Here is a 21,530-nt window from a genome sequence, read left to right on the forward strand (position 1 = left end):
AACGATCTTGTCGCATTCCGTCACCCGTCAGACTGTGGGCGGACCAGCAAGCCCGGACGGACCGGCGTTGCCCGCGCCGGGCAGTACAGCGCGCGGCCACGCGTCACACCTGCGGGCGCGCGCTCGCCGTCCCTCACCGACCGCGCGACGCCAACGACGCGCCGCGTTTCTATTTCTCGCGCCGGCTTGCGTCATGGTGGCCATTTATGTGATCTGGCCGATTCTCTCGACAATACGCCTGAGCTTCTTTAACTGGGACGGGATGACCGAGCCGACTTTCGTCGGCCTTGCCAATTACGTCGAGTTATTCCATACGCAGACCTTCTATACGGCGCTGAAGAACAACCTCATCTGGCTGCTGCTGTTTCTGCTCGCGCCGCCGATGGGACTCGCCGTTGCGTTGTATCTGAACCAGGCAGTGGCTGGTATCCGCATCGTCAAATCGCTTTTCTTTGCGCCGTTCGTATTGTCGGGCGTGGTGGTCGGCCTGATCTTCTCGTGGTTTTACGACCCGACATTCGGCCTGCTCGCGATGATTCTCGGCCACGGCGTGCCGGTACTCGGCGATCCGCGCTATGCGACTTTCGGCATCGTGTTCGCCGCACTGTGGCCGCAAACCGCCTATTGCATGATTCTTTATCTGACCGGTCTGACTTCGCTGAACGCCGAGCAGATCGAGGCCGCGCGCATGGAAGGCGCGCGTGGCTGGTCGATGCTGTGGCACGTAATACTGCCGCAATTGCGGCCCACCACCTTCATGGCAATCGTGGTCACGATCATCGGCGCGTTGCGCAGTTTCGACCTGATTTCGGTAATGACGGGCGGCGGGCCGTTCGAAAGTTCGACGGTGCTCGCCTATTACATGTACGACCAGGCGATCAAGTACTACCGCATCGGCTATTCGGCGGCAGTCGCTGTCGTGCTGTTCGGCATCATGCTGGTGTACATCGTTTATCACTTGCGGCGGATGCTGCGCGCCGAGCAATAAGGAGCCGACCATGTTTCCAATTCCAATCGACAAGTGGAAACCGGTATCGCGCCGCGTCTACAAACTGACGCTGCCGGTCGCCTTGCTGATCTGGCTTCTGCCGATGATCGCGGTACTCGTCACGTCCGTGCGCTCCACAGAGGAACTCAGCGAGGGCAACTACTGGGGATGGCCGAAGCACTTCGCGCTATTCGACAATTATCGCGAGGCGCTGACCACTTCGCCGATGTTGCATTACTTCTGGAATAGTGTGCTGATTACCGTCCCCGCGGTGATCGGTTCCATTGCGCTCGCAGCAATGGCCGGCTTTGCGCTTGCGATCTACCGCTTTCGCGGCAATTCCTCACTGTTCGCCACTTTCGTCGCGGGGAATTTCGTGCCCGTGCAGGTATTGATGATCCCGGTGCGCGATCTGTCGTTGCAGCTTGGCGTGTTCAATACGGTGACTGCTCTCATCCTCTTTCATGTCTCGTTTCAGACCGGCTTTTGCGCGCTTTTTCTGCGCAACTTCATCAAGCAGTTGCCGTTCGAACTCGTCGAGGCGGCGCGCATCGAAGGCGCGAACGAGTGGACGGTGTTCTTCAGGATCGTGCTTCCTTTGATACGGCCCGCGCTCGCCGCATTGGCAATTCTCGTGTTCACCTTCGTGTGGAACGACTATTTCTGGGCACTGTGCCTGACGCAAGGCGACGACGCCGCGCCGATCACTGTGGGTGTCGCCGCGTTGAAGGGCCAATGGACGACCGCGTGGAACCTGGTGTCCGCCGGCTCGATTCTCGCAGCGCTGCCTTCCGTCGCGATGTTCTTCGCGATGCAAAAGCACTTTGTCGCTGGCTTGACGTTCGGCGCAACCAAGGGCTGAAGCGCTATCCGATGACCTTGCAACTGCCGTGTGGAATAGAATGAAAAATCCCGCAACGCGTCCCTAGCTTTGCCAGTACGAACGGCAAACGTTTGCGCGATTACAATCACGTTTCCCCTTATTAAAGATTGGGATGGGCTTGTCGTTATCTAGTGAAATAAGTCAGACCGTCGAACTGACTCGTGCTTGAAGAAAGGCACGCGCTGGACCAAAAGCTCATCGGGGGTACCAATCTTGAACCAACAACGCTCGCCTTGGACGCGCACGGCGGCTCCTGGAGAAGTCATCTATTCGGAAGGCTTCCTGGGCGACGCAGTCATCTACGTCATCGCAGATGGCAAAGTCGAAGTCTCCACCCAGTGCGACGAAAAGAAGGTCATTCTAGCCACGCTCGGCAAGGGCGAGTTCTTCGGCGAGGCCGCGTTGTTGCCGCCCGAGCCGCGAGCGCACACCGCCAAGGCACTGAGTTTCTGCCAACTCACCGCCATTGCGGGCGGCATTGTCGAAGAAGAGCTGGAGCGCGTGTCGCCGCTGCTGCGTCATATCGTGCGAACGATGATCCGCCGGGTCAAAAAGAAAGACGACATCCTCGCGACCAATACGCATGCCGATTTTTTGCCCGGCGTTCTTTCGTACGCGCACGTTCTTTCATTGATGGCCGGCGCTGAATCGAGCGACAGATTCGATGCACGCGCTCGCCGGCCTCAGAACGAGGAAATTTCGATTCCGCTTCCCGAAGTCATCAAGAAATGCAACGCAATTGCGGGCCATTCTCGTCCGCATGTGATGGCAATGCTCAAGCGCATGGAGAAGCTCAATCTGGTATCGATCGAAGCGGGGCGTTCCGAGCGGCTGAACAACACGTCGGGGCGCTATTCCGCCAGCGACGGCGCCACAGGCCGGCAACTCGTCACGTTCGACCCGGTGAAAATCACCGAACGCGCGCAGCAGGTGGCGGACCACGATCTCGACGTCTCGATCAGCAGCGAACTCGAACTGATTGAACTGGACGATCTGGAAGCCCTGATCGGCGTCGACAGGAAAGTGATTCTGAATAAGCTTTCTCACGCGGAGATTGCAGAAGACATTTTTGCGTTCCGCAAGACCAAGGTGCTCAATTACGTCGAGGAAAAGGGGCTCAGCTATTTTTCGCGGCGCAACGCGCGCGGCGCGGGCGAACTCAAGTCGCTCGACGATCTGGAGTTTGTCGATCAGAGAACATTGTTCGAAGCGGTGAGCTCTTTCGACACCTATGACCTGGCGAAACTGCTGTCTGCTTCGGCGGGGCAGCCGATTGACGAGCGCCTCCAATCCGTGATGACGGAAGCGAGAAAGAAAGAGGTGTCGTGGGTCATGCGCCGGGAGATCAAGATCGACCCGGTCGAGATTGTCGAGATCGAGCAGCGATTCATCGACACGGTGCGGGCGCTGAAATCGTCCGCAATGAACACCGCGCCGGCCGAGTCGTAACGCTTGCGGCGCCCGGTCGGCAAGATCGGGCGCAACGTTTAATTGTAATTCGCAGGCTCACGGAGCCCGTCGCGAGGACGTATGGATCTTTTGACGATATTCGGCGTAGTGTTCGGCCTGACGGCGATCGTCGCGGGTTTCTCGCTCGAGGGCGGGAACTTCACGTCGCTCTTTCAGCTGGAGGCATTTGTCATCGTGCTCGGCGGCACCCTCGGGGCGGTGATGATCCAGAACACCTGGGCGCGGTTTTATGACGGCATGAAGCAGTTGCGCTTCGCTTTTGTGAAGGCGCGGCAAGTGGATCGAGAGAGCCTGTCCGTTTTGCTCGAATGGGGCGATCAGGCGAAACTGAATGGGCTGCTCGTGTTCGAGTCGATCGACGCGAACGGCATTAGCCCGTTCGCCAAACGAGGACTGGAATTGCTGGCGAACGGCGTGTCGACGGCGGTGCTCGAAGATGCGTTGCAACGCGAAGTCGACGCCTATGAGCGCAATCACATGGCGGCCGCGCGAATCTGGCACCAGGCGGGCGGTTACGCCCCGACCTTCGGCATTCTCGGCGCGGTGCTGGGCTTGATCCAGGTGACGGGGCATATGCTGGAGCCGTCGCAACTCGGGCAGGGTATTGCGGTCGCGTTCGTCGCAACGCTGTATGGCCTCGCGTTGGCGAACCTCGTGTTTCTGCCGCTCTATGGAAAAATCCGCGCGCAGGTGGATAGCGAATTGCGTTTCAGGCGTTTGTACCTCGACGGCTTGCTCGCAATTTCGCGCAAGGAATCGCCGCACACCATAGAAACGCGTTTGGCGGGCGACGTGCGCGAACGATCCGCCGAATTGCTCGGCTAGTTGTTCGACAAAGTCGAGCATAAATTGACAGCGGACTCGCGTGTATGAGCACAACTACTGGCAGCAAACGTCTCGCGATGGACAAAGCAGGGCATCAGGACGGCCACGATAGCGGCGAGCAGTCGGACCGCTGGCTGATTTCGTACGCCGACCTGATTACCACGCTGATGGTGCTATTTCTCGCGCTTTATGTTTTGCAGCTCGCCAAGAACAGCGAACTGCAAATAAAAACGCTGCAGCATCGTCCGGTGAAGCAGGCTGTCGACGTACAGCCTCTTGTCGCCGCGCCGGACGCAAAAGAAGCCGCAAAAAAGCAACTTCTCGTGTTGCTGGAACCTTTGCAGGACAACCGCCGGATCACGATTTCGCGCACGCCCCAAGGCGTGGAAATCGCGATCAACGCGAAAGTACTGTTCAATTCCGGCGATGCGCGTCTTTTGCCCGAATCCTTCGGCGTGCTCGACCAGATCGCCACGGTACTGCGTGACCGCGCAAAGAACAACGTTCTGGTGGAAGGCCACACGGACAGTTTGCCGATTTCGACGGCGAAGTACGAATCCAATTGGGAACTGTCTTCTGCACGTGCGGGCGCTGTAGTGCGCTTCTTCGCCGAAAAGGGTATCGAAGCACACCGTATGGCCGCAATTGGACGCGCCGACAATTTCCCGCTGGTCATCGGCAACGACGCGGTGGCCAACGCTGCCAATCGCCGGGTCACGATACTCGTCGAGTACTGAGCGTTACGCGTCGAGCGCAAGGTACTGGTGAAGAGACTGAATCGCGGCCGCNCCTTCGCCGACGGCCGCCGCCACTCTCTTGACCGAACCGCTGCGCACGTCGCCCACGGCGAAAATGCCGGGCCGGCTCGTTTCAAGAAAATGCGCGGGCCGTTCCGATGTCCACTTGTGTGCGACATCTGGGCCGGTCAGCACAAAGCCATTCTTGTCGAGTTCGACGCAATCGCCAAGCCAGCCGGTGCTAGGTTGCGCGCCGAGAAACAGGAACACGTGCCGGATAGCCTTCTCTTCGATTTGCCCTTGCTGGTTCCACTGAATGGACTCGAGATGCGCGTCGCCATTTAGCGCGACGATCTGCGTTCGCACGTGAACCGTGATATTCGGCGCCGCTTCGATGCGCCGGATCAGGTAGTTGGACATGCTCGCGTTGAGTCCTTCGCCGCGAATCACGATATGCACGTGGCGTGCGAAGCCGGAGAGAAAAACCGCTGCCTGTCCTGCGGAATTGCCGCCGCCGACAATAATCAGTTCTTCGCTGCCGCAAAACGCGGCTTCCATGAACGTCGCGCTGTAATAGATGCCGCGGCCTTCGAAATGTTCGAGCCGCGCGAGCGGCGGCTTGCGATAACGCGCACCTGTCGCGATGACAACGGCGCGGGCATACACATGCTCGTCGTAGTTCAGGCGGATATGAAACGGTTGCCCCTTGTCGCATTCAATACCGAGCGCCTCGATCGGCACGCCGACTTCCGCGCCGAACTTCCGGCATTGCGACAGGCCGCGCCCAGCGAGCGCCTGACCGGAGATTCCGGTTGGAAAACCAAAGTAATTCTCGATCTTCGAGCTGGTGCCCGCCTGGCCGCCAGGCGCCTTCGTGTCGAGAACCGCGACCCTTAATCCTTCCGACGCCGCGTACACGGCCGCCGCGAGACCCGCTGGCCCCGCGCCGACCACAACCACATCGAATCGCTCGCCATTCAATCTGTCGGGACTCAAGCCGATCGCGTCGGCAACAGCGCGATTCGTCGGGCGCTTCAGGACGACGCCCTGCAATGTGACGAGTACCGGAAGATCTTCTTCGGTTGCGCCATACCGCTCCAGCAGTACTTTGGCTTCCTCATGATCGGCAATATCGAAGTAGGCCGACGGTTGCGCGTTGCGGCTCAGGAAATGCCGCAATACGAGAGTCGGGAAAGAGGCGGAACTACCGATCACGACCACGCCGCCGCTCTGGTCCTGAATGTAGGCGACGCGGCGCAGAATGTAGGCGCGCATGATCGTCTCGCTCAATTCCGCTTCGGCAATCACGAGCTCGCGCAGCGATTCCTCGTCGATCACGATGACTTCGCAATCGCTCGTTGCACGCGCAGACGCGACCGCACCGCGGCCCGCCAGCGTGCCTACCTCGCCGGTAAAACTGCCGGGACCGTGAGAGCCGAGGAAATGCAGGTTCTCGCCGCTGCCGCGCGTCGCCTCGATGGTGCCTGACACGATCGCGAACATCGGAATGTGGCGATCGCCTTCGGTGAACAGCACATCGCCGGCGTACAGCCTGCGCCGCTCGCCATATCGCTCGAGTACCGCAAACTGCGCGTCATTCAGCCTTGGAAAGATCTGGTGGTGACGGCTGCCGCCTGCCAGCAGATCTTCACGCTTGCCAGAAGTTTTATCGCTCATGAAGTGTCCGATTGGAAAGACGCGTGGTGCAGCGGATCGCTGCGCTGTCGGATTGGCGCGTGGATGCGAATAATCGGCAGCACGGAATGGCCGCGAACAGCCGTTTCCGCTGAGATTGTGCGCCAGAGTCGGTTCGCCAGTAAAGAGCGCTTGACGCGGATAGGGTAAGGCGGCGCATCGAGTGGAGGCCCAATAGCGCGCGGCGCAAACCTGGCTCTATTCAAGTTTGCGTCAATTTTGCCGTTAATGACCAAAGAGAAGTAGACAACGAACGGGGTCCCGGAAGCATGCGCGATTTGACAGTAAAAAACAGCTTACTTGCAGTGCTGGTCGTCTTTGCCGCGATGATCATGTTTGGCGGCGTGGTCGGTGTGTTCGCGCTTGGGCGCTCGAATGAGAATGCTCAGCGGCTCCAGGAGATCGCCACTCAGGAAATACTCGCGAACGACGGCTATAAAGACAGCACCCGCACTCGGGCAGCCCTTACGCGCGCTTACGCGGCACTCAAGGAGCGCAACGATCTGGCCACCCGCGATTCGGCACTCGGCAGCGCGCAGCGAACCTTCGATCGCGCCGACGCCGAAACGCGTGCTTTTGCAGCGGCGTCCCGATTCGTGGGACAGGACGATGCGCTGAAACAGCAGCTTGTCGACTCGTCGAATGGATTGGCCGCGACGCTGAAGAAGGCGTTCGAAGCGCTTCAGCGTGGCGACACGGACGCCTATGTCGCAATCAACGATCACGACATTACGCTCGCGGGCCAGGTCTATTCGGCGAACGTAGAGAAGTTTCAAAATCTCGCGGGGGCGCTCGCGAAGGAATCAGCGGCGAGAAACGAGCGCGAATATGGCTGGATCGTCGCGATGGTGGTCACAGGTGTCGCGCTTGCCCTCGCATTGATCGTCGCCACGCACTTCGCGTTGCGCACAATCGTGATTCGCCCGTTGCAGCAGGCGTCGAAACTGCTCGACCGGATCGCAGGCAACGATTTGACCACGGCTATTCCTGAAGGCAGCAAGAGTGAAATCGGCCAGTTGTTCATGTCGATGTCGCGCATGCAGGCCGGACTTGCGCATACGGTATCGAACGTACGCGTCAACTGCGAGGCGATTCACGGCGGCGCACGCGAGATTGCCGCAGGTAACCTCGACTTGTCGAGCCGCACCGAGGAGCAGTCGGCATCGCTCGAAGAAACGGCGGCGAGCATGGAAGAGCTGACGTCCACGGTGAAGCAGAACGCGGACAACGCCCGCCAGGCGAGCACGCTGGCCGCGAGCGCCGCCGACGTGGCGCAGCGTGGCGGCGATGTCGTGCAGCGCGCCGTGCACACAATGACCGCTATCACCGCGAGCTCGCAGAAGATCGCGGAGATCACCGGCATGATCGACAGTATCGCGTTTCAGACCAACATTCTGGCGCTCAATGCCGCAGTGGAATCGGCGCGTGCGGGTGAGCAGGGACGCGGCTTCGCTGTCGTGGCCGGCGAAGTGCGCACGCTCGCTCAACGCAGTGCAAGCGCCGCGCAGGAAATCAAGGCACTCATTTCCGCTTCGGTGGATGACGTGCGTCACGGCAACGAACTCGTCACACAGGCCGGCCATACGATGAACGAAATCGTCGGCGCGGTACAGGGTGTTGCGACTATCATGGCGGAGATCACTTCGGCAACGGTCGAGCAAACCGCGGGCATCGAGCAGGTCGGCAAAGCTGTGAGCCAGATGGATCAGGTGACGCAACAAAATGCCGCGTTGGTCGAACAGGCCGCTGCCGCCGCGAGTGCGCTCGAGCATCAGGCGCAGTCGATGACGGACGCGGTCTCGGCATTCCGCCTTCGATAACCTGCGTCGATCAAGTCAGACCCAATCAAACGAATTCAACCAACTGGATCGGAAAATAAACATGAGCGTTAAAGCCGTCTCGCGTGCAGTCGCAATTCTGTTAGCCGGTGTGACGATGTCCGCCGCCGCGCATGCGGCCACGTATGCGTATGTGTCGAATGCGGACAGTCAGGACATTTCGGTATTCAGTCTCGACACATCCAATGGCGCGATGAAGGCCGTCGAAACCGTAGGCGTGGGCGGCACGGTCATGCCAATGGCTTTTTCGCCGAATCATCTGCGGCTTTATGCGGGCGTGCGCTCGAAACCTTATCGCGTGGTGAGCTTTGCGGTCAATCCGCTCGACGGCCGCCTGACCGAACTCGGCAAGGCACCCCTCGCGGAGAGCATGGCCTACGTGTCGACCGATGCGAGCGGCCGTTATCTGTTCTCTGCGTCGTACGGCGGCAACCTGCTGGCCGTGAACAGCATCGGCGCGAATGGTGTGGCGCAAGACGTTCAGCAGATCGTCAAGACCGGCCCGATGGCGCATGCTATTCGCAATGCGCCCGATAACCGCTATGTATTTGCGTCCGTACTCGGCTCGGACGCCTGGTTGCGTCTGAAGTTCGATCCGTCTAAGGGTTCGCTGACCGAAGATGCAGCGCCCGCGTATTCGCTTCCCGCCAAATCGGGCCCGCGCCATTTCGTGTTCTCGCCGGATCAGCGCTTCACGTATCTGATCGACGAACTCGACGGCAAGCTGCACGTGCTCGCATTCGACAATCATCGCGATTCCGTGAAGCCGGTGCAGACCATTTCCATCCTGCCGCCCAATTTTTCCGGCGATAAGCCGTGGGGCGCCGACGTTCACATCACGCCGGATGGCCGCTTCGTGTACGCATCGGAACGCACGTCGAGCACGCTGGCCGCTTATCGCGTGGACCGCGCGTCGGGCAAGCTCACACGTATCGGTACGTACGCCACCGAAAAGCAGCCGCGTGGCTTCAACATCGATCCGTCGGGGAATTACCTGCTCGCGGTCGGACAGTTGTCGCCGAGCCTGAGTGCATACCGGATCGACCGGAAGACCGGTACGTTGAGTGCGCTCGGTCAATACCCGGCGGGCAAGGGCGCCAACTGGGTCGAGATCGTCCAGTTTGACGGTTCGAACGCCGAGTGAGACTCATGGCGAAGTGCGACCGCTCGCACTTGCCGATGCAAAGCCGCGTCGGCGAGTGCGCAGTCCGTGCCATAGTTCTTCGAGGTACGGCAGCAGTTCGAAAACCAGAATCAGCGCGAACAGCGTGACGATATAGGCGACCGGCAACGGCTGCGTCTTTGCAGTCAGTTCGAAGCTTGCAGGTTCGCTGCCGATACCCAGCAGCGCCTGAAATTGCTGCCAATGGCGACTGACTACCAGCAGTATCGCCATCAGCGGCACCAGTTCGAGAAAGCTGTGAACGTGCTGTTCGAGCGGAGTCACGTTGCGCGCGCTAACCGCGTAGCTGACGTCCCACAACGCGGTCGCTTCATGAGCGAAGAATGCGACGATCATCAACAGGATGATGCCCGCGTTGATCTCCAGAAAGATCGCGCGAGTAGCGGCAGCCCACCTCGGCGAACGGCGGGCTTAGCGCGCGCTGTGCGCCTTCACTCGATCCCTTCGTGCTTGAGCGCCAGTTGCACAGCGGGCCGCGTGCGCATGCGTTGCGCGAAATCCGCGAGTTTCTGCGGTACTTCGATGCTTACTTTTTTGGCCCACAAAAGCATGGTGAACAGATAGGCGTCAGCGACGCTCGCTTGTGCACCGAACAGATAGTCGCCCTTTAGCATCGTGGAAATGAGCTGGAAACGCTGACCGATTTTTTCCCGTGCGGCGCTTGCTTCCTCGTCCGATGTCGGTTTGAATACGCGGCCGAATTGCTTGTGAATCTCCGTTGAAATGAAGGCCAGCATTTCCAGCAGACGCGTTGCGCCCAACTCGCCCGACGGTGATAGCGACGGCTCGCGTTGCGCGACCCATGAAAGGATCGCGACGTTTTCGGTGAGGCGTTGACCGTCGTCGAGTTCGAGCGTCGGCACATAGCTCTTGGGGTTGATTTCGTCGAAGTTCTGACCGGTTTCGGTCTTTTTTGTTTTGAGGTCGACGCGCACGCGGTCGAACTTTATATCGGCTTCGTGCATCGCAATGTGATCGGCCAGACTGCAGGCGCCGGGCGAGTAATAGAGCTTCGTGATGTGGCCCTCCTTTGTGCGGTTGACGATTCTTTCGCGCAGCATTGCGCATGCCTCAAGGCATCGACCTCAGCTCGCCGCGCGAAGCGATGGCGGCAATGCAACCTGCCATTGCGGTGCAACGGCAGAATCGTCAGTGAACGATTTACTCGGGCACCCAGCGCTTCACGCTTACTTGTCGTGATGACCCGGAAGAACCGCGCCCAGCACCTGTTTTGCGGTCTGCACGATCACGCTGCCTTCATCCGGATCGCCCTTCAGCAACGTCGACGCAAACGCCTTCGCCTGAGCGAGCGTGATATGCGGCGGCAATGGCGCGATGTTGGGGTCGGCCTTAACTTCAATCACGACGGGGCGATCGGCGGCTAGTGCAGTGTCCCAAGCCGCGCCCATTTGCTCGGCGTCGTCGACATAAATGCCTTTCAAACCGATCAATTCCGCGAACTTGTGATACGGCACGGAAGGAATGTCCTGCGACGCCTCGAACTTCGGATCGCCTTCCATCACACGCTGTTCCCACGTGACCTGATTCAGGTCCTGATTGTTCAGCACCATGCAGATCCAGCGCGGATCGGCCCAGCCTTTCCAGTACTTCGATACGGTAATGAGTTCGGCCATGTTGTTCATCTGCATCGCGCCGTCGCCGACCAATGCGATCACGGGGCGCTCCGGGTAAGCAAACTTCGCGGCGATCGCATACGGCACGGCTGCGCCCATCGACGCAAGCCCTCCCGACAGCGAGCACATCATGCCGCGCTGCACTTTCAGATCGCGTGCATACCAGTTCGCGCAGGAGCCGGAATCGCTCGTGACGATGGCATTCGACGGAACGCGCGGCGACAGTTCCCATACCGTGCGTTGCGGATTGACCGCGTCCTTGCCCGGTTCGTGCGCGCGTTCGTCCAGTGTCTTCCACCAGTCGGCCATCCAGCCTTCGATCGTCTTGCGCCATGCGCGATCCTGTTTCTGTTCGAGCAAAGGCAGCAACGCGCGCAGCGTTTCTACGCTATCGCCGACCAGGTTGACTTCCATCGGATAGCGCAGGCTCAGCATGTCGGCCTTCAGATCGATCTGCACGCCGCGCGCCGCGCCTTCCTTCGGCAGAAACTCCGAGTATGGGAAGCCCGACCCGATCATCAACAACGTATCGCATTCGGTCATCAGGTCGTAACTCGGCTTGGTACCGAGCAGACCGATCGAGCCGGTGACCCAGGGCAGATCGTCGGGTAACGCGGCTTTGCCGAGGAGCGCCTTGGCGACGCCCGCGCCCAGTTTTTCCGCGACGGCGATGACTTCATCGGTTGCATGCAATGCGCCGGCGCCGACGAGTATTGCGACTTTCTTGCCGGCGTTAAGTACGTCCGCGGCCTGCTGAAGATCTTCCGCTTGCGGAACGAGGCGCGGCGCGCGATAGCCGACACCCGAATGCAACGTGCCATGCTTGCGCGCGGGCGGCTCGTAAGGCAGATCCTGCAGATCGTTTGGCAGAACCAGCGCGGTCACCTTGCGCTCGGAAAGTGCGGTACGTATCGCGCGATCCACGAGATGGCGCACTTGCGCGGGCACCGAGGCCTGCGCGACGAACGCGCCGGCGACGTCCTTGAACAACGCGACGAGATCGAGCTCCTGCTGATAATGGCCGCCGAGCGCCGAGCGCGCCTGCTGACCGGTTATCGCGAGCACGGGCATGTGATCCATTCGTGCGTCATAGAGCCCTGTGACGAGATGCGATGCGCCGGGCCCCGACGTCGCGATACAAACGCCCAGTTCGCCGGTGAATTTTGCATGAGCCGATGCCATGAAGGCCGCCATTTCCTCATGACGAACCTGAATGAATTCGATTGGCGCCGGTAGATCTGTGCTCTTGCGATGCTTTTTCTTCGCTTCCGCTTGCGCGCGGTTCAACGCGCCAAATACCCCGTTGATGCCGTCGCCGGGGTAGCCGAAAATCCGGCGCACGCCCCAAGCCTGGAGTCGCTCGATAATGAAGTCGCCGACAGTGATGGACATGGACAACTCCTCACAAAAGTAGTCGTGATACAGACGGAGTTGCAAAGCGCGTTCCGCGTTCTTTCACTCAGAAAGAATGGGCGCTGCCATGCACATCCGGAGCGGGCTCGCGTTTTGCTATGCCGTTCTGCACAAGTGCGAGGTGCGCGCGGTGCAAAGGATTCGCCATGAATAAAATTGTCGTCGTTACCGGCGCGGGTGCGGGAGTAGGGCGCGCGGTTGTCGAGGAATTCGCGCGGCATGGCTACGATGTGGCATTGCTTTCGCGCGATATGGCGCGGCTCGAGCGCACCGCCGCCGAGCTTCAGCGCGTCCACGGCGTGCGGGCACTGGCCATTCCGACCGATGTCGCCGATGCGGACAAGGTGGAAGAAGCAGCCGCGCGGATCGAAGCGGAACTCGGGCCGATCGACGTATGGGTCAACGTGGCAATGGCCACCGTCTTCGCGCCCGTGTCGAAACTCACCGCGCAGGAATTCGAGCGAGGCACCAAAGTGACCTATCTCGGTCAGGTGCATGGCACGATGGCCGCGCTGTCGCGCATGCGCACACGCAATCGCGGCACGATCGTCAACGTGGGGTCCGCGCTCGCTTATCGTTCAGTGCCGCTTCAGTCGATCTATTGCGCAGCCAAGTTCGCGGTTCGCGGCTTCACCGACGCCCTGCGTTCCGAGATCATTCACGACCGGCTCAACGTGCATTTGACCCTGGTCGACCTGCCGGCATTGAATACGCCGCAGTTCGACTGGGCGCTCAACAAGATGGGTAAGAAGGCGAAGCCGGTTGCGCCGATTTTCCAGCCAGAAGTCGCCGCGCGGGCTATCTATTTCGCCGCAACGCATAAGCGGCGCGAGGTATGGGTGGGCTTCCCGACGGTCAAAGCGATTCTTGCAAACTACATCGCGCCAGGACTGCTCGACAGATATCTCGCGAAAGCAGGTTACGAAGGGCAACTCAGCGATGAACCTGTGGCCCCCGACGCACCCAGCAATCTGTTCGATCCCGTACCCGGCGATTACGGCTCGCATGGACGTTTTGACAGCGAGTCGAAATCCGCAAGTCTGGAAATGTTCGCGGTCCGGCATCGTGGCGTTTTATGCGCATTGGGCGCGTTGGCCGGCATCGGAATTGCTGGCGGCATCGGTCTGCTGATCAGGAAGAACCGTGGCGCATAAGGCGCGACTAGGCAGCGCTCCTTGCTGGCCCGCTGCCAGGCGCGAATAGCCGAGATCGGTAACAATACGCCTGTCTCTATTGCCCTTAGGAAAGCCATGCGCCAACCGCTCACAATCGACTTCGTCTCCGATATCGCGTGCCCCTGGTGCGCAATCGGCCTTTCCTCGCTGCACCTCGCGTTGTCCCGGCTGGGAGACGCGGTCGATGCGCAAATCGTCGTGCATCCATTCGAACTGAATCCGCAGATGAGGCCCGAAGGCGAGGCGATTGTCGACTATCTGGGTAGGAAGTATGGGCGCACGCCCGAGCAGATTGAAGAGACGCAAGCAACAATCCGCGAACGCGGCGCAAGCGTCGGCTTCGAGTTTGGTCCGCGCACGCATGTCTATAACACCTTCGACGCGCACCGCCTGTTGCATTGGGCCGGTCTCGAAGGTAAGCAGTTGCCGCTCAAGCTTGAATTGCTGCGCGCCTATCATTCGCTGGGCCGCGACCCGAGCAATCATGACGTGCTCGTCGAAGCAGCTCAGACGGTGGGGCTGGACGCCAACGCGGCGCGCAGCGTGCTGCAAAACGGCGACTACGCCGACGAAGTCCGCGCGGAAGAACACGAGTTCCAATCGCATGGCATTCAGTCAGTGCCGGCAATCATCTTCAATCGCCGCTATCTGGTAAGCGGCGGACAACCTGTCGAAACCTTCGAGCAGGTCATCCAGCAGATTCTCGCCGAAGCATAACGCGGCACTATCGAACTCGAACGCCTGCGCACGAGCAGGCCGCTACGACGTAAACGAAGTACCGTCGGAGAACATGCGTCTATGGTCACCAAACGAATCCACGCCGCGTTGCTCGGCCTCGCGCTGATGGCGCTTGCCTGCGCGTGTCACGCGCAATACACGACCGACTGGCTCGCCAATACCTATGGCACGCTCGCGGCGCACGTCGGCAACGGCGCACGTTCGATGTGGGTCGCGCCCGACGGCGTGATTTATACATCGTCGTTGTGGGACGAGAACGAGGGCGGCGTTGCAATTTATCAGAACGGACAGAGCATCGGCTCGATCGGCACGCACGCGGATTTTCAGGGCAGCGCCATAACTGGAAATGCGACGTCGATTTTCACCGCGTTGCAGTACAACAGGTCGTTCGGCAGCGGCTCCGTGGGGCGCTATAACCGTGCGACGAAAGCGCTCGAACTTCGTATCCCCGTGAGCGTATGGACCGGCATACCTCACGCCGATGTCATTACCGGACTCGCCACGGCGGGCGCGCTGCTCTATGTCAGCGATTTTTACGGCAACCGTGTCCGCGTCTATACGACCGACGGGGTCTGGCAGCAAGACATTAGCGTATCCGGCCCCGGCGCACTTGCACTCGATAGTGCGGGTAATGTGTGGGTCGCGCGAAAAAGTGCGGGCGTCGTAGCCGAATTCAATGCGGGCGGTGCGCCGTTGAATACGATCCAGATGCCCGCTGCATCGCGGCCGTCGGCACTGTATTTCGATGCGTCGACGGGACAGCTGATGGTCGGCGACGAAGGTCCCGACATGAACATCAAGATCTACAACGTGGCAGGCACGCCGACGCTGGCCGGTACGTTCGGCATTCAGGGCGGCTATCTGGACCCGACCACGGGAATCAAAGGCCAGGTCGGCGACAAGCGCTTCACGCGTGTGGCCGGCATCGGTAAGGACGCAGTAGGCAATCTGTATGTGCTCAACAATCCGTGGGGTGGCGGCTGGGACGTCGGCCGCAATGGCCCGACCGATCTGCACGCATACGACAGCGCCGGCAATCTGAAATGGAAATTGCAGGCACTCAACTTCGAAGCAGTCGCGGCACCCGACCCATCGACAGATGGTGCGTGGTTTTACAGCGGCACGCACATTTATACGGGTAGCGCGGGCGGCACCTTCGTTGCCAATACCGTCGATCCGTTCACGTATCCGTCAGACCCGCGCCTGAATATAAACGACACGCAGCGGGGGCAGCACTTCGGTCAACTCGTCAGCGTGGGAGGAAACCGTATTCTCGTTGCGTCAGGGCAGAACCCCGACACGTTCAACTTCTATCATTTCAACGCGGCAAGCGGCTACATTGCGATACCGGACGGGTCGATTCCCGGCCCCGCGTTCAATACAAACGTGAAGGTAACGGGGGGCTTTTGCATCGATAGCCGCGGTGACGTGTGGGCGGGTCTCGACAGAACGAATCATATCTATCATTATCCGCTCACAGGTTTCGATGGAAATGGCAAACCGTTGTGGGGACCGGCAATCACGATTTCCATTCCGCTGAGTATCCGGCCGTTGACACGCATCATCTATTTGCCGGAGAGCGACACGATGATTCTTGCGCAAGGCGTTGCGGGCAGTTGGGACTGGACGGCTATTCAATCGCGCATCGAGGTCTATCAGGGCTGGAGTGCGGGCAATACCACACGACCCCAGCAGGTGATCAAACTCACCAGCGCCAATCCAAAGTCGATTACGGCGGCCGGCAATTATCTATTCGTCGGGTACGTGCATACGGTGCCGAACATCGACGCATTTAATCTCACCACCGGCCAACTCGATACGACGCTGATCAACAATAGCCCCGGTACGGTGGATGTCGGCAACGATGTCGATTCCATGTACGGGCTTCGAGCGTTTGTGCGGGCAAGCGGTGAATACGTCATCACGAAAGACAACTACAACGGGTCGAGCATTATCGTTCACCGCTGGACGCCGTGAGCGGTGCGTTGCTGCAACAGGGCTATCGGATAAGATACGGCCCTCGTGGCAATTTACCTGCTTAAAGGAGTGGTTTCAGTGATTCAGCCGAGCAACGTATTCAAGGAGAACCTTGCGCAAATGCCCGTGATCGACGGTATCGAGCGCATTGATCTGATCGACACGCACGGTGCAATCGTGGCAAGCATCGAGAACAAGCCGGGCAAGCAGGGCTCGCTCGCGGTGTACAACTATTTGCAGCACACTTTCGGCACGCTCGACGCCCACGCGGCCGAGCATGGTCTTGCGGTGTTCGGCGAACATACCGCAGACGCACGCACTCGGCCCGGCGCTCATCCGAATGTGGATCATCTTCTCGCGATCGCAGCGGGCGCGCCGGCTTTGCGCATCGACGTTATTCCGGCGGCTTGAACGCTGCTGAACCAGGGCATTAAGGGCCGTGAAGGCCCACGCGTGTCACTGTTCCGCCGATTCGTACGGCGTAACGCGCTCACGCCGCGAAGCACGGCCAAAGAGTGCGCGGTCGCCGGCCCACACTGCCAGCAGCGTTGCGCCCATCAATGGAAAGACGACGCCGAGCAAGACAAGACCGGTTTTCCAGCCGCGCATCGGCGGTGCGACTCTTTCGCGTGAAGGCGCTCCGAGTGAGCGCTGCGGTCTGCGCTTCCACCACATTACGCAGCCGGTTACGGCCATCATCGCGAGACCGAGCGAGATTGCGGCGCAGAGAATCTGGTTGGCGACGCCGAAGTAGCGGCCCATATGCAATGACGTGCCGTACGACACCGCTTTAGATACCGCGCCGTAGTCCGCATAGCGAATGTCCTTGAGCACCGTACCGCTGTACTGGTCGATGTAGATCGTGCGTTCCTTTTGCGGGTCGGCGGGGAAATACGACAAGGTGTATACGCCCGTCGCCGACGTAGGCAGGGCGATGGTGTAGCCGTTCGTCACACCGAGCGACGCGGCTTGCGCGACGATGCGTCCGAGCGGCAGCGGGCTCGCTGCGTTTGCATCGGCAGAGGTGGGCACTGGCGCATTGCCCACGGCCCACGGCGTTTGCGGCAGCGGCAGGTCGTCCATCACCATGCCGGGCATCGAGTCCTTCTGCGCCGCCTGTGCTTCGTGCTCAGCATGTGTTGCATGAGCTTCTGTTTCGCTTGGCGTCGCCGTCGTCTGGCCGCGTACCGCGGCAGGCAGTGCGGAGCGCAGCGGCAAGCCGCCCCATGTGCCAGGCGGCGCGCCCAGACTGGCTGCGGTCGCAAGCGCCTTGAACTGCTTGCCCCATGAGCCGGACCACGGAAGACCCGTCAACACGAATGCGAGTGCACCGAGTGCGAGCCAGATGCCCATGACCGCGTGAACGCTTTTCCAAAGCGGACGGCCCGTCAGCGTGAGGCGCGGCACCAGCGCATCGCGTGTTCGCATTGCTCCGCGAGGCCACCACAATGCAACGCCTGTGCCGATCATCACGAGCGTCCAGCATGCGGCGAGTTCCATCAGCAACTCGCCCGGCTTGCCGAGCAACAGCTTGCGATGAAGCATCCGGTCGAGCTGCATGAAGCGATGCTCGACGCTCAGCGTGCCGAGCACTTCTCCGTTATACGGGTTCAGATAGACGCTCTGCCTGTTTCCATCCGCGAGACGGAAGATGAATTCCGTGCTGCGCTCAGGCGCGTCTGGGATAACGGCGGTCACGGCAGTGGCATTGGTCGGCATCGCAGCACGCGCTCGCGCAAGCAGCACGTCGTCGGGCGCGCGTGGCGCGCCTTTGGATTCAACGACGAGAAGCTGCGGATAGAGCAGCGGTTCGATCTGCGGTTGAAAGCAGTACAGCGTGCCGGTTATCGCTAGTACGATGAGAAACGGCATCACGAACAGTCCGGCATAGAAATGCCATCGCCACAGGGTGCGATAGCCGCTACTGTTGGCCGTCGAGCCCGATGCGGCGTTATGTTGGACGATGGTGGACATCAAATCCTCCTGAAGCAAAAATGATCTGGTTCTTCCGGCTTTGCATGGAGCCGCGCATTACATGCGCAGCTTCGCTTCCACGTAGAAGGTCCGGCCCGGATAGGGGTGATAGACGAAGTAGCGCGCATCGAAAATGTTATCGACGCCAATGCCCACTTCGCTCAGCCTGGTCGGCTTGAACGTGAACTTCGCGTCCGCCACGGTGTACGAGCTCGTGCCGCCGAATACGTCCGGATTCGTGTCCGTGTTGGTGAGCGTGTTGTATTGGCGACCGGAATAGCGCGCAGCAAGCGTCAGTGCCGCACGCTCGTCGAAGCGATAGGTCGCTGCAATATTCGCGCGCCACAATGGAATGCGATAAAAGTACTTACCGACGCTCGCGGGGTTTTGTGCGTTGGCAATGATCTTCGACTGCGTATAAGCGACGCTCGCAAGCAGATCGAGTCCACGCACGAATACGTTCTCGCCCGCATAACTTGTTTCGACGCCTCGCGAGCGCACCTTGCCGATGTTCTGGAAGTTCGTCACGCTTGGAATCACGGTCGTATCGGTCTGACTGAAGATCGTGTTCTTCACGTCGTCCTGAAAGAGCGAGAAGCGGAAGATGCCGTTCCAGTGCGCCCATTCGGCAGTCAGTTCTTTGGAGAGATCGTCCTCCGGTTGCAGATTGGGGTTGTTATTGACGATTGACGAGCCATTGATTTGTCCCTGGAACAATTCGCTGACGGTCGGGAAGCGATACGCGCGGCCAAGTGAAGCGCGCAACGTTAATTCGTCGCTGACGTCGAATGAAAGCGAAGCTTTCGGGGAGAAGTGCCGCTGACTGGCGTCGCTCAGCCCAATGGTGGTGCCGGGCGTGGCCTGCGAGCCGTCGTACGCACGCCAGTCTTCGTAACGCACGCCGTACACGAACTTCCAGCGCGGCAGGAAGCGCCACGCATCTTGCGCGTAGAGCGCCTGAGTCTGGGTCTTGCCGGCGAATGCATTGGCGAACGAAGCGGCTGCGCCATCGCGCCAGTTGAGCGTCGAATAGCTTTCGTTGTCGAGAAAGTAATTGTCGTAGTGATAGCCGAAACTCAGCGCGTGATTCGCGAGTCCAGCCTGCATCGACGCGGGTGTGTACGTGGTTCGCAGGTCGAGCGTTTTCCAGCCGGTGCCGTCGCCGAAAGTGACGGTGCCCGCGCCATTGCCGGGCGCGCCGGAATTCGCGAGACGCGCGACACTATTGCCGACGTCGTAATAGGAAACGATCGCCTCGCCATTCCAGCCCGTCGCGTTGCGCGTTTTCAACGACACGCCGTACAACCAGTTCTCGCTATGCCCGAGGCTCGGCGCGAACGCAGCTGCCGGAACGGTGTACTCGTAGCCGTCTATGGCTATCTTGCCGCCATACACCGGGTTGCCGTTCGCGTCGCGCAAAAAGCTCGACGTCTGGCTGTTATACGTTTGATGCCAATAGCCCAGCGTGAAACCGCCTTGCAGTGTCGGCGTGAAGTCGTACTGCATCTTCAGCTTGAACTGGTCTTGCACCGTGTGCTCGATGCCTTCACCGTTGATGCCGAGTATGGCAGTCGGCGTATTGGTCTGGTTGTTGTAGAAGTAGGCGCCCGTCACGGGTGTATCGCCGGCTTTCGCCGGCGTGCTCGACTTCGCAAGCGTTGCAAACTGCAACGGCTGGCTCGTGTTCTCCAGATGGTTCACACCCAGCAAATACGAGAATTTGCCGATTCGGTCGCCGATCGAAGCGCTCGCTTCGCTGCCGTTGAAGTTACGGTTCACGCCGTACAGACTGAAATGCTGCGTGAATGCTTTCACGTCGGCTTCGGCTTCGAACTTCTTCGGCATGCGCGTGCTGATCAGCACCGTTGCGCCAAGCGAATTGCCCGGGTATAGCGCGGAATATGGGCCGTAAATCACATCGACTTGCTGGATCTCGTCGGGAAACACCATCGACCAGCGCGGCGGAAAAGAATAGCTATTGCCGAGCAGATTGCTCAGCAGCAGGCCGTCCGCATAGACGAGACCGCGCGCGCTTTGCGTGTTGCTGGTGCCGCGCACAGCGATGATCGAATTGAGGTCACCGATAAAACGCTTGCGAACCGCGAGGTTCGGCATGTACTTCAAAACATCTTCTGTATTGACGACGTTCCAGTTGGAGAATTGATAGCGCGTGACCGTCTCGACCGTGGCGGGCAAATTTGGATCGACGGCACGCGTGGCAGCAGTCTCGTTTGCAGTGCCATTCGCGCTCACCCTCACAGCGGGCAGCGTCGTATCGGCGCTGACCGTTTCGGCGTGAACGGGCGACGCTGCCAACGTCGTCAACCCGGTCACAGCGGCCGGGAACAATGCGGGCAAATACGACAGAAAGGAAGCCTGAGGCAACCGTGAAAATATAAAACGGCGATAGGCGCGGACGGCATGATGCGTATCGGCGCCACGGTCTAAGCGGGCGCGAGCGGACAGCCTTCGCAATGCGAAGATGAACATGACAGTTTCCTTGATGCATTGAACGGTCGATCGCGCGCGCCGTCGACGGATGCGACGAATGCAGCCAATGCGCGATCAGGAACAACGGCGATCAGGAAACGACGGGCGGTGCTCTGGGGCGTCCTGAAGGAAACGCGCCGAGTGGTGTGAAGCGGGTGGAGAGAGTAGGCGGTGCAGTGCCTGCGATCGCGACGGCAAGCGGCGCTGGCGTTGCCGCAACGGCGGGCATTGCCACGTGATGCTGGAGCAGATGGCAGTAACCGCAAGCACCGAATGCGTCGTCGTGGCTGAGATGGACGGCCGTTGCATCAGCATGGCCGGCATGATTTGCCGCGCCGGGCTGCACCGATTGCAACGCCGAACACAGCGCGGCGATCGGCTCGTCCGCGCGGTTGGACACCAGCATCTGACTCACGACCGGCGCGAACACGACGAGCCACATGGCGACGAGGCCAAGCCAGGCGGTCAGGCGGTTGCGGGAACGTGGAGTCATGGCGATGAGCATGGAAA

At 60.0% G+C, this 21,530-nt stretch carries 18 protein-coding genes; 11 read left to right on the plus strand and 7 right to left on the minus strand.

The window, feature by feature from the left end; translation table 11 throughout:
• Window positions 1-7 precede the first annotated feature (7 nt).
• The 5 genes from F759_RS0119970 to F759_RS0119990 all read left to right on the plus strand — a co-directional run bounded on the left by F759_RS0119970 (window position 8) and on the right by F759_RS0119990 (window position 4,903).
• The gene (locus F759_RS0119970; RefSeq protein ID WP_027801443.1) at window positions 8-988 is read left to right on the plus strand and encodes a carbohydrate ABC transporter permease; all 981 of its coding nucleotides are present in this window, start codon (window positions 8-10) and stop codon (window positions 986-988) included.
• A gap of 10 nt (window positions 989-998) precedes the next feature.
• Window positions 999-1,850 carry a carbohydrate ABC transporter permease gene (locus F759_RS0119975; protein WP_027801444.1) on the plus strand — a complete coding sequence of 284 codons (852 nt, stop codon included), beginning with the start codon at window positions 999-1,001 and terminating at the stop codon, window positions 1,848-1,850.
• Between the two features lie 234 nt (window positions 1,851-2,084).
• Window positions 2,085-3,320 (plus strand): Crp/Fnr family transcriptional regulator, encoded by a 1,236-nt coding sequence (locus tag F759_RS0119980; RefSeq protein ID WP_027801445.1) that lies wholly within the window; start codon window positions 2,085-2,087, stop codon window positions 3,318-3,320.
• A gap of 81 nt (window positions 3,321-3,401) precedes the next feature.
• The gene (locus F759_RS0119985) at window positions 3,402-4,166 is read left to right on the plus strand and encodes a flagellar motor protein (RefSeq protein WP_027801446.1); all 765 of its coding nucleotides are present in this window, start codon (window positions 3,402-3,404) and stop codon (window positions 4,164-4,166) included.
• Between the two features lie 44 nt (window positions 4,167-4,210).
• Window positions 4,211-4,903: an OmpA family protein gene (locus tag F759_RS0119990; RefSeq protein WP_027801447.1), complete on the plus strand. Its 693-nt coding sequence runs from the start codon at window positions 4,211-4,213 to the stop codon at window positions 4,901-4,903.
• 3 nt (window positions 4,904-4,906) lie between these two features.
• On the opposite strand, the gene F759_RS0119995 is transcribed toward F759_RS0119990, so the two are convergent.
• A complete protein-coding gene (locus F759_RS0119995) occupies window positions 4,907-6,580 on the minus strand; it encodes an FAD-dependent oxidoreductase (protein ID WP_027801448.1) in 1,674 nt (557 codons plus the stop codon).
• Between the two features lie 287 nt (window positions 6,581-6,867).
• On the opposite strand from F759_RS0119995, the gene F759_RS0120005 reads away from it, so the two are divergent.
• The gene (locus tag F759_RS0120005) at window positions 6,868-8,418 is read left to right on the plus strand and encodes a methyl-accepting chemotaxis protein (protein WP_027801449.1); all 1,551 of its coding nucleotides are present in this window, start codon (window positions 6,868-6,870) and stop codon (window positions 8,416-8,418) included.
• Between the two features lie 61 nt (window positions 8,419-8,479).
• Window positions 8,480-9,580, plus strand: coding sequence for a lactonase family protein (locus F759_RS0120010; RefSeq protein WP_027801450.1), 1,101 nt, complete (start codon window positions 8,480-8,482; stop codon window positions 9,578-9,580).
• A gap of 3 nt (window positions 9,581-9,583) precedes the next feature.
• Here the strand turns inward: F759_RS0120010 and F759_RS38030 are convergent, their stop codons facing one another.
• From F759_RS38030 to F759_RS0120030, 3 genes are all read right to left on the minus strand, one after another.
• Complete coding sequence (locus F759_RS38030) at window positions 9,584-9,955, minus strand: hypothetical protein (protein WP_051377355.1); 372 nt, start codon at window positions 9,953-9,955, stop codon at window positions 9,584-9,586.
• A 95-nt stretch (window positions 9,956-10,050) separates the two neighbouring features.
• Window positions 10,051-10,680: a glutathione binding-like protein gene (locus F759_RS0120020; protein WP_051377357.1), complete on the minus strand. Its 630-nt coding sequence runs from the start codon at window positions 10,678-10,680 to the stop codon at window positions 10,051-10,053.
• 126 nt (window positions 10,681-10,806) lie between these two features.
• Entirely contained in the window at window positions 10,807-12,645 is a 1,839-nt protein-coding gene (locus F759_RS0120030) for a thiamine pyrophosphate-requiring protein (protein ID WP_027801452.1), read from the minus strand.
• A 167-nt stretch (window positions 12,646-12,812) separates the two neighbouring features.
• On the opposite strand from F759_RS0120030, the gene F759_RS0120035 reads away from it, so the two are divergent.
• From F759_RS0120035 to F759_RS0120050, 4 genes are all read left to right on the plus strand, one after another.
• On the plus strand, window positions 12,813-13,820 hold the full coding sequence (locus F759_RS0120035) for an SDR family oxidoreductase (protein ID WP_027801453.1): 1,008 nt from the start codon (window positions 12,813-12,815) through the stop codon (window positions 13,818-13,820).
• Between the two features lie 96 nt (window positions 13,821-13,916).
• Entirely contained in the window at window positions 13,917-14,558 is a 642-nt protein-coding gene (locus F759_RS0120040; RefSeq protein WP_027801454.1) for a DsbA family oxidoreductase, read from the plus strand.
• 81 nt (window positions 14,559-14,639) lie between these two features.
• Window positions 14,640-16,556 carry an SMP-30/gluconolactonase/LRE family protein gene (locus tag F759_RS0120045; RefSeq protein WP_027801455.1) on the plus strand — a complete coding sequence of 639 codons (1,917 nt, stop codon included), beginning with the start codon at window positions 14,640-14,642 and terminating at the stop codon, window positions 16,554-16,556.
• A 78-nt stretch (window positions 16,557-16,634) separates the two neighbouring features.
• On the plus strand, window positions 16,635-16,967 hold the full coding sequence (locus tag F759_RS0120050; RefSeq protein ID WP_027801456.1) for a DUF2322 family protein: 333 nt from the start codon (window positions 16,635-16,637) through the stop codon (window positions 16,965-16,967).
• A 45-nt stretch (window positions 16,968-17,012) separates the two neighbouring features.
• Here the strand turns inward: F759_RS0120050 and F759_RS0120055 are convergent, their stop codons facing one another.
• The 3 genes from F759_RS0120055 to F759_RS0120065 all read right to left on the minus strand — a co-directional run bounded on the left by F759_RS0120055 (window position 17,013) and on the right by F759_RS0120065 (window position 21,513).
• A complete protein-coding gene (locus tag F759_RS0120055) occupies window positions 17,013-18,530 on the minus strand; it encodes a PepSY-associated TM helix domain-containing protein (RefSeq protein WP_027801457.1) in 1,518 nt (505 codons plus the stop codon).
• A 57-nt stretch (window positions 18,531-18,587) separates the two neighbouring features.
• Window positions 18,588-21,020: a TonB-dependent receptor gene (locus F759_RS0120060; RefSeq protein WP_027801458.1), complete on the minus strand. Its 2,433-nt coding sequence runs from the start codon at window positions 21,018-21,020 to the stop codon at window positions 18,588-18,590.
• 91 nt (window positions 21,021-21,111) lie between these two features.
• Window positions 21,112-21,513, minus strand: a complete 402-nt coding sequence (locus F759_RS0120065; protein WP_027801459.1) for a DUF2946 domain-containing protein — start codon at window positions 21,511-21,513, stop codon at window positions 21,112-21,114.
• Window positions 21,514-21,530 lie beyond the last annotated feature (17 nt).

Source organism: Paraburkholderia dilworthii (assembly GCF_000472525.1).
Taxonomy (GTDB): domain Bacteria; phylum Pseudomonadota; class Gammaproteobacteria; order Burkholderiales; family Burkholderiaceae; genus Paraburkholderia; species Paraburkholderia dilworthii.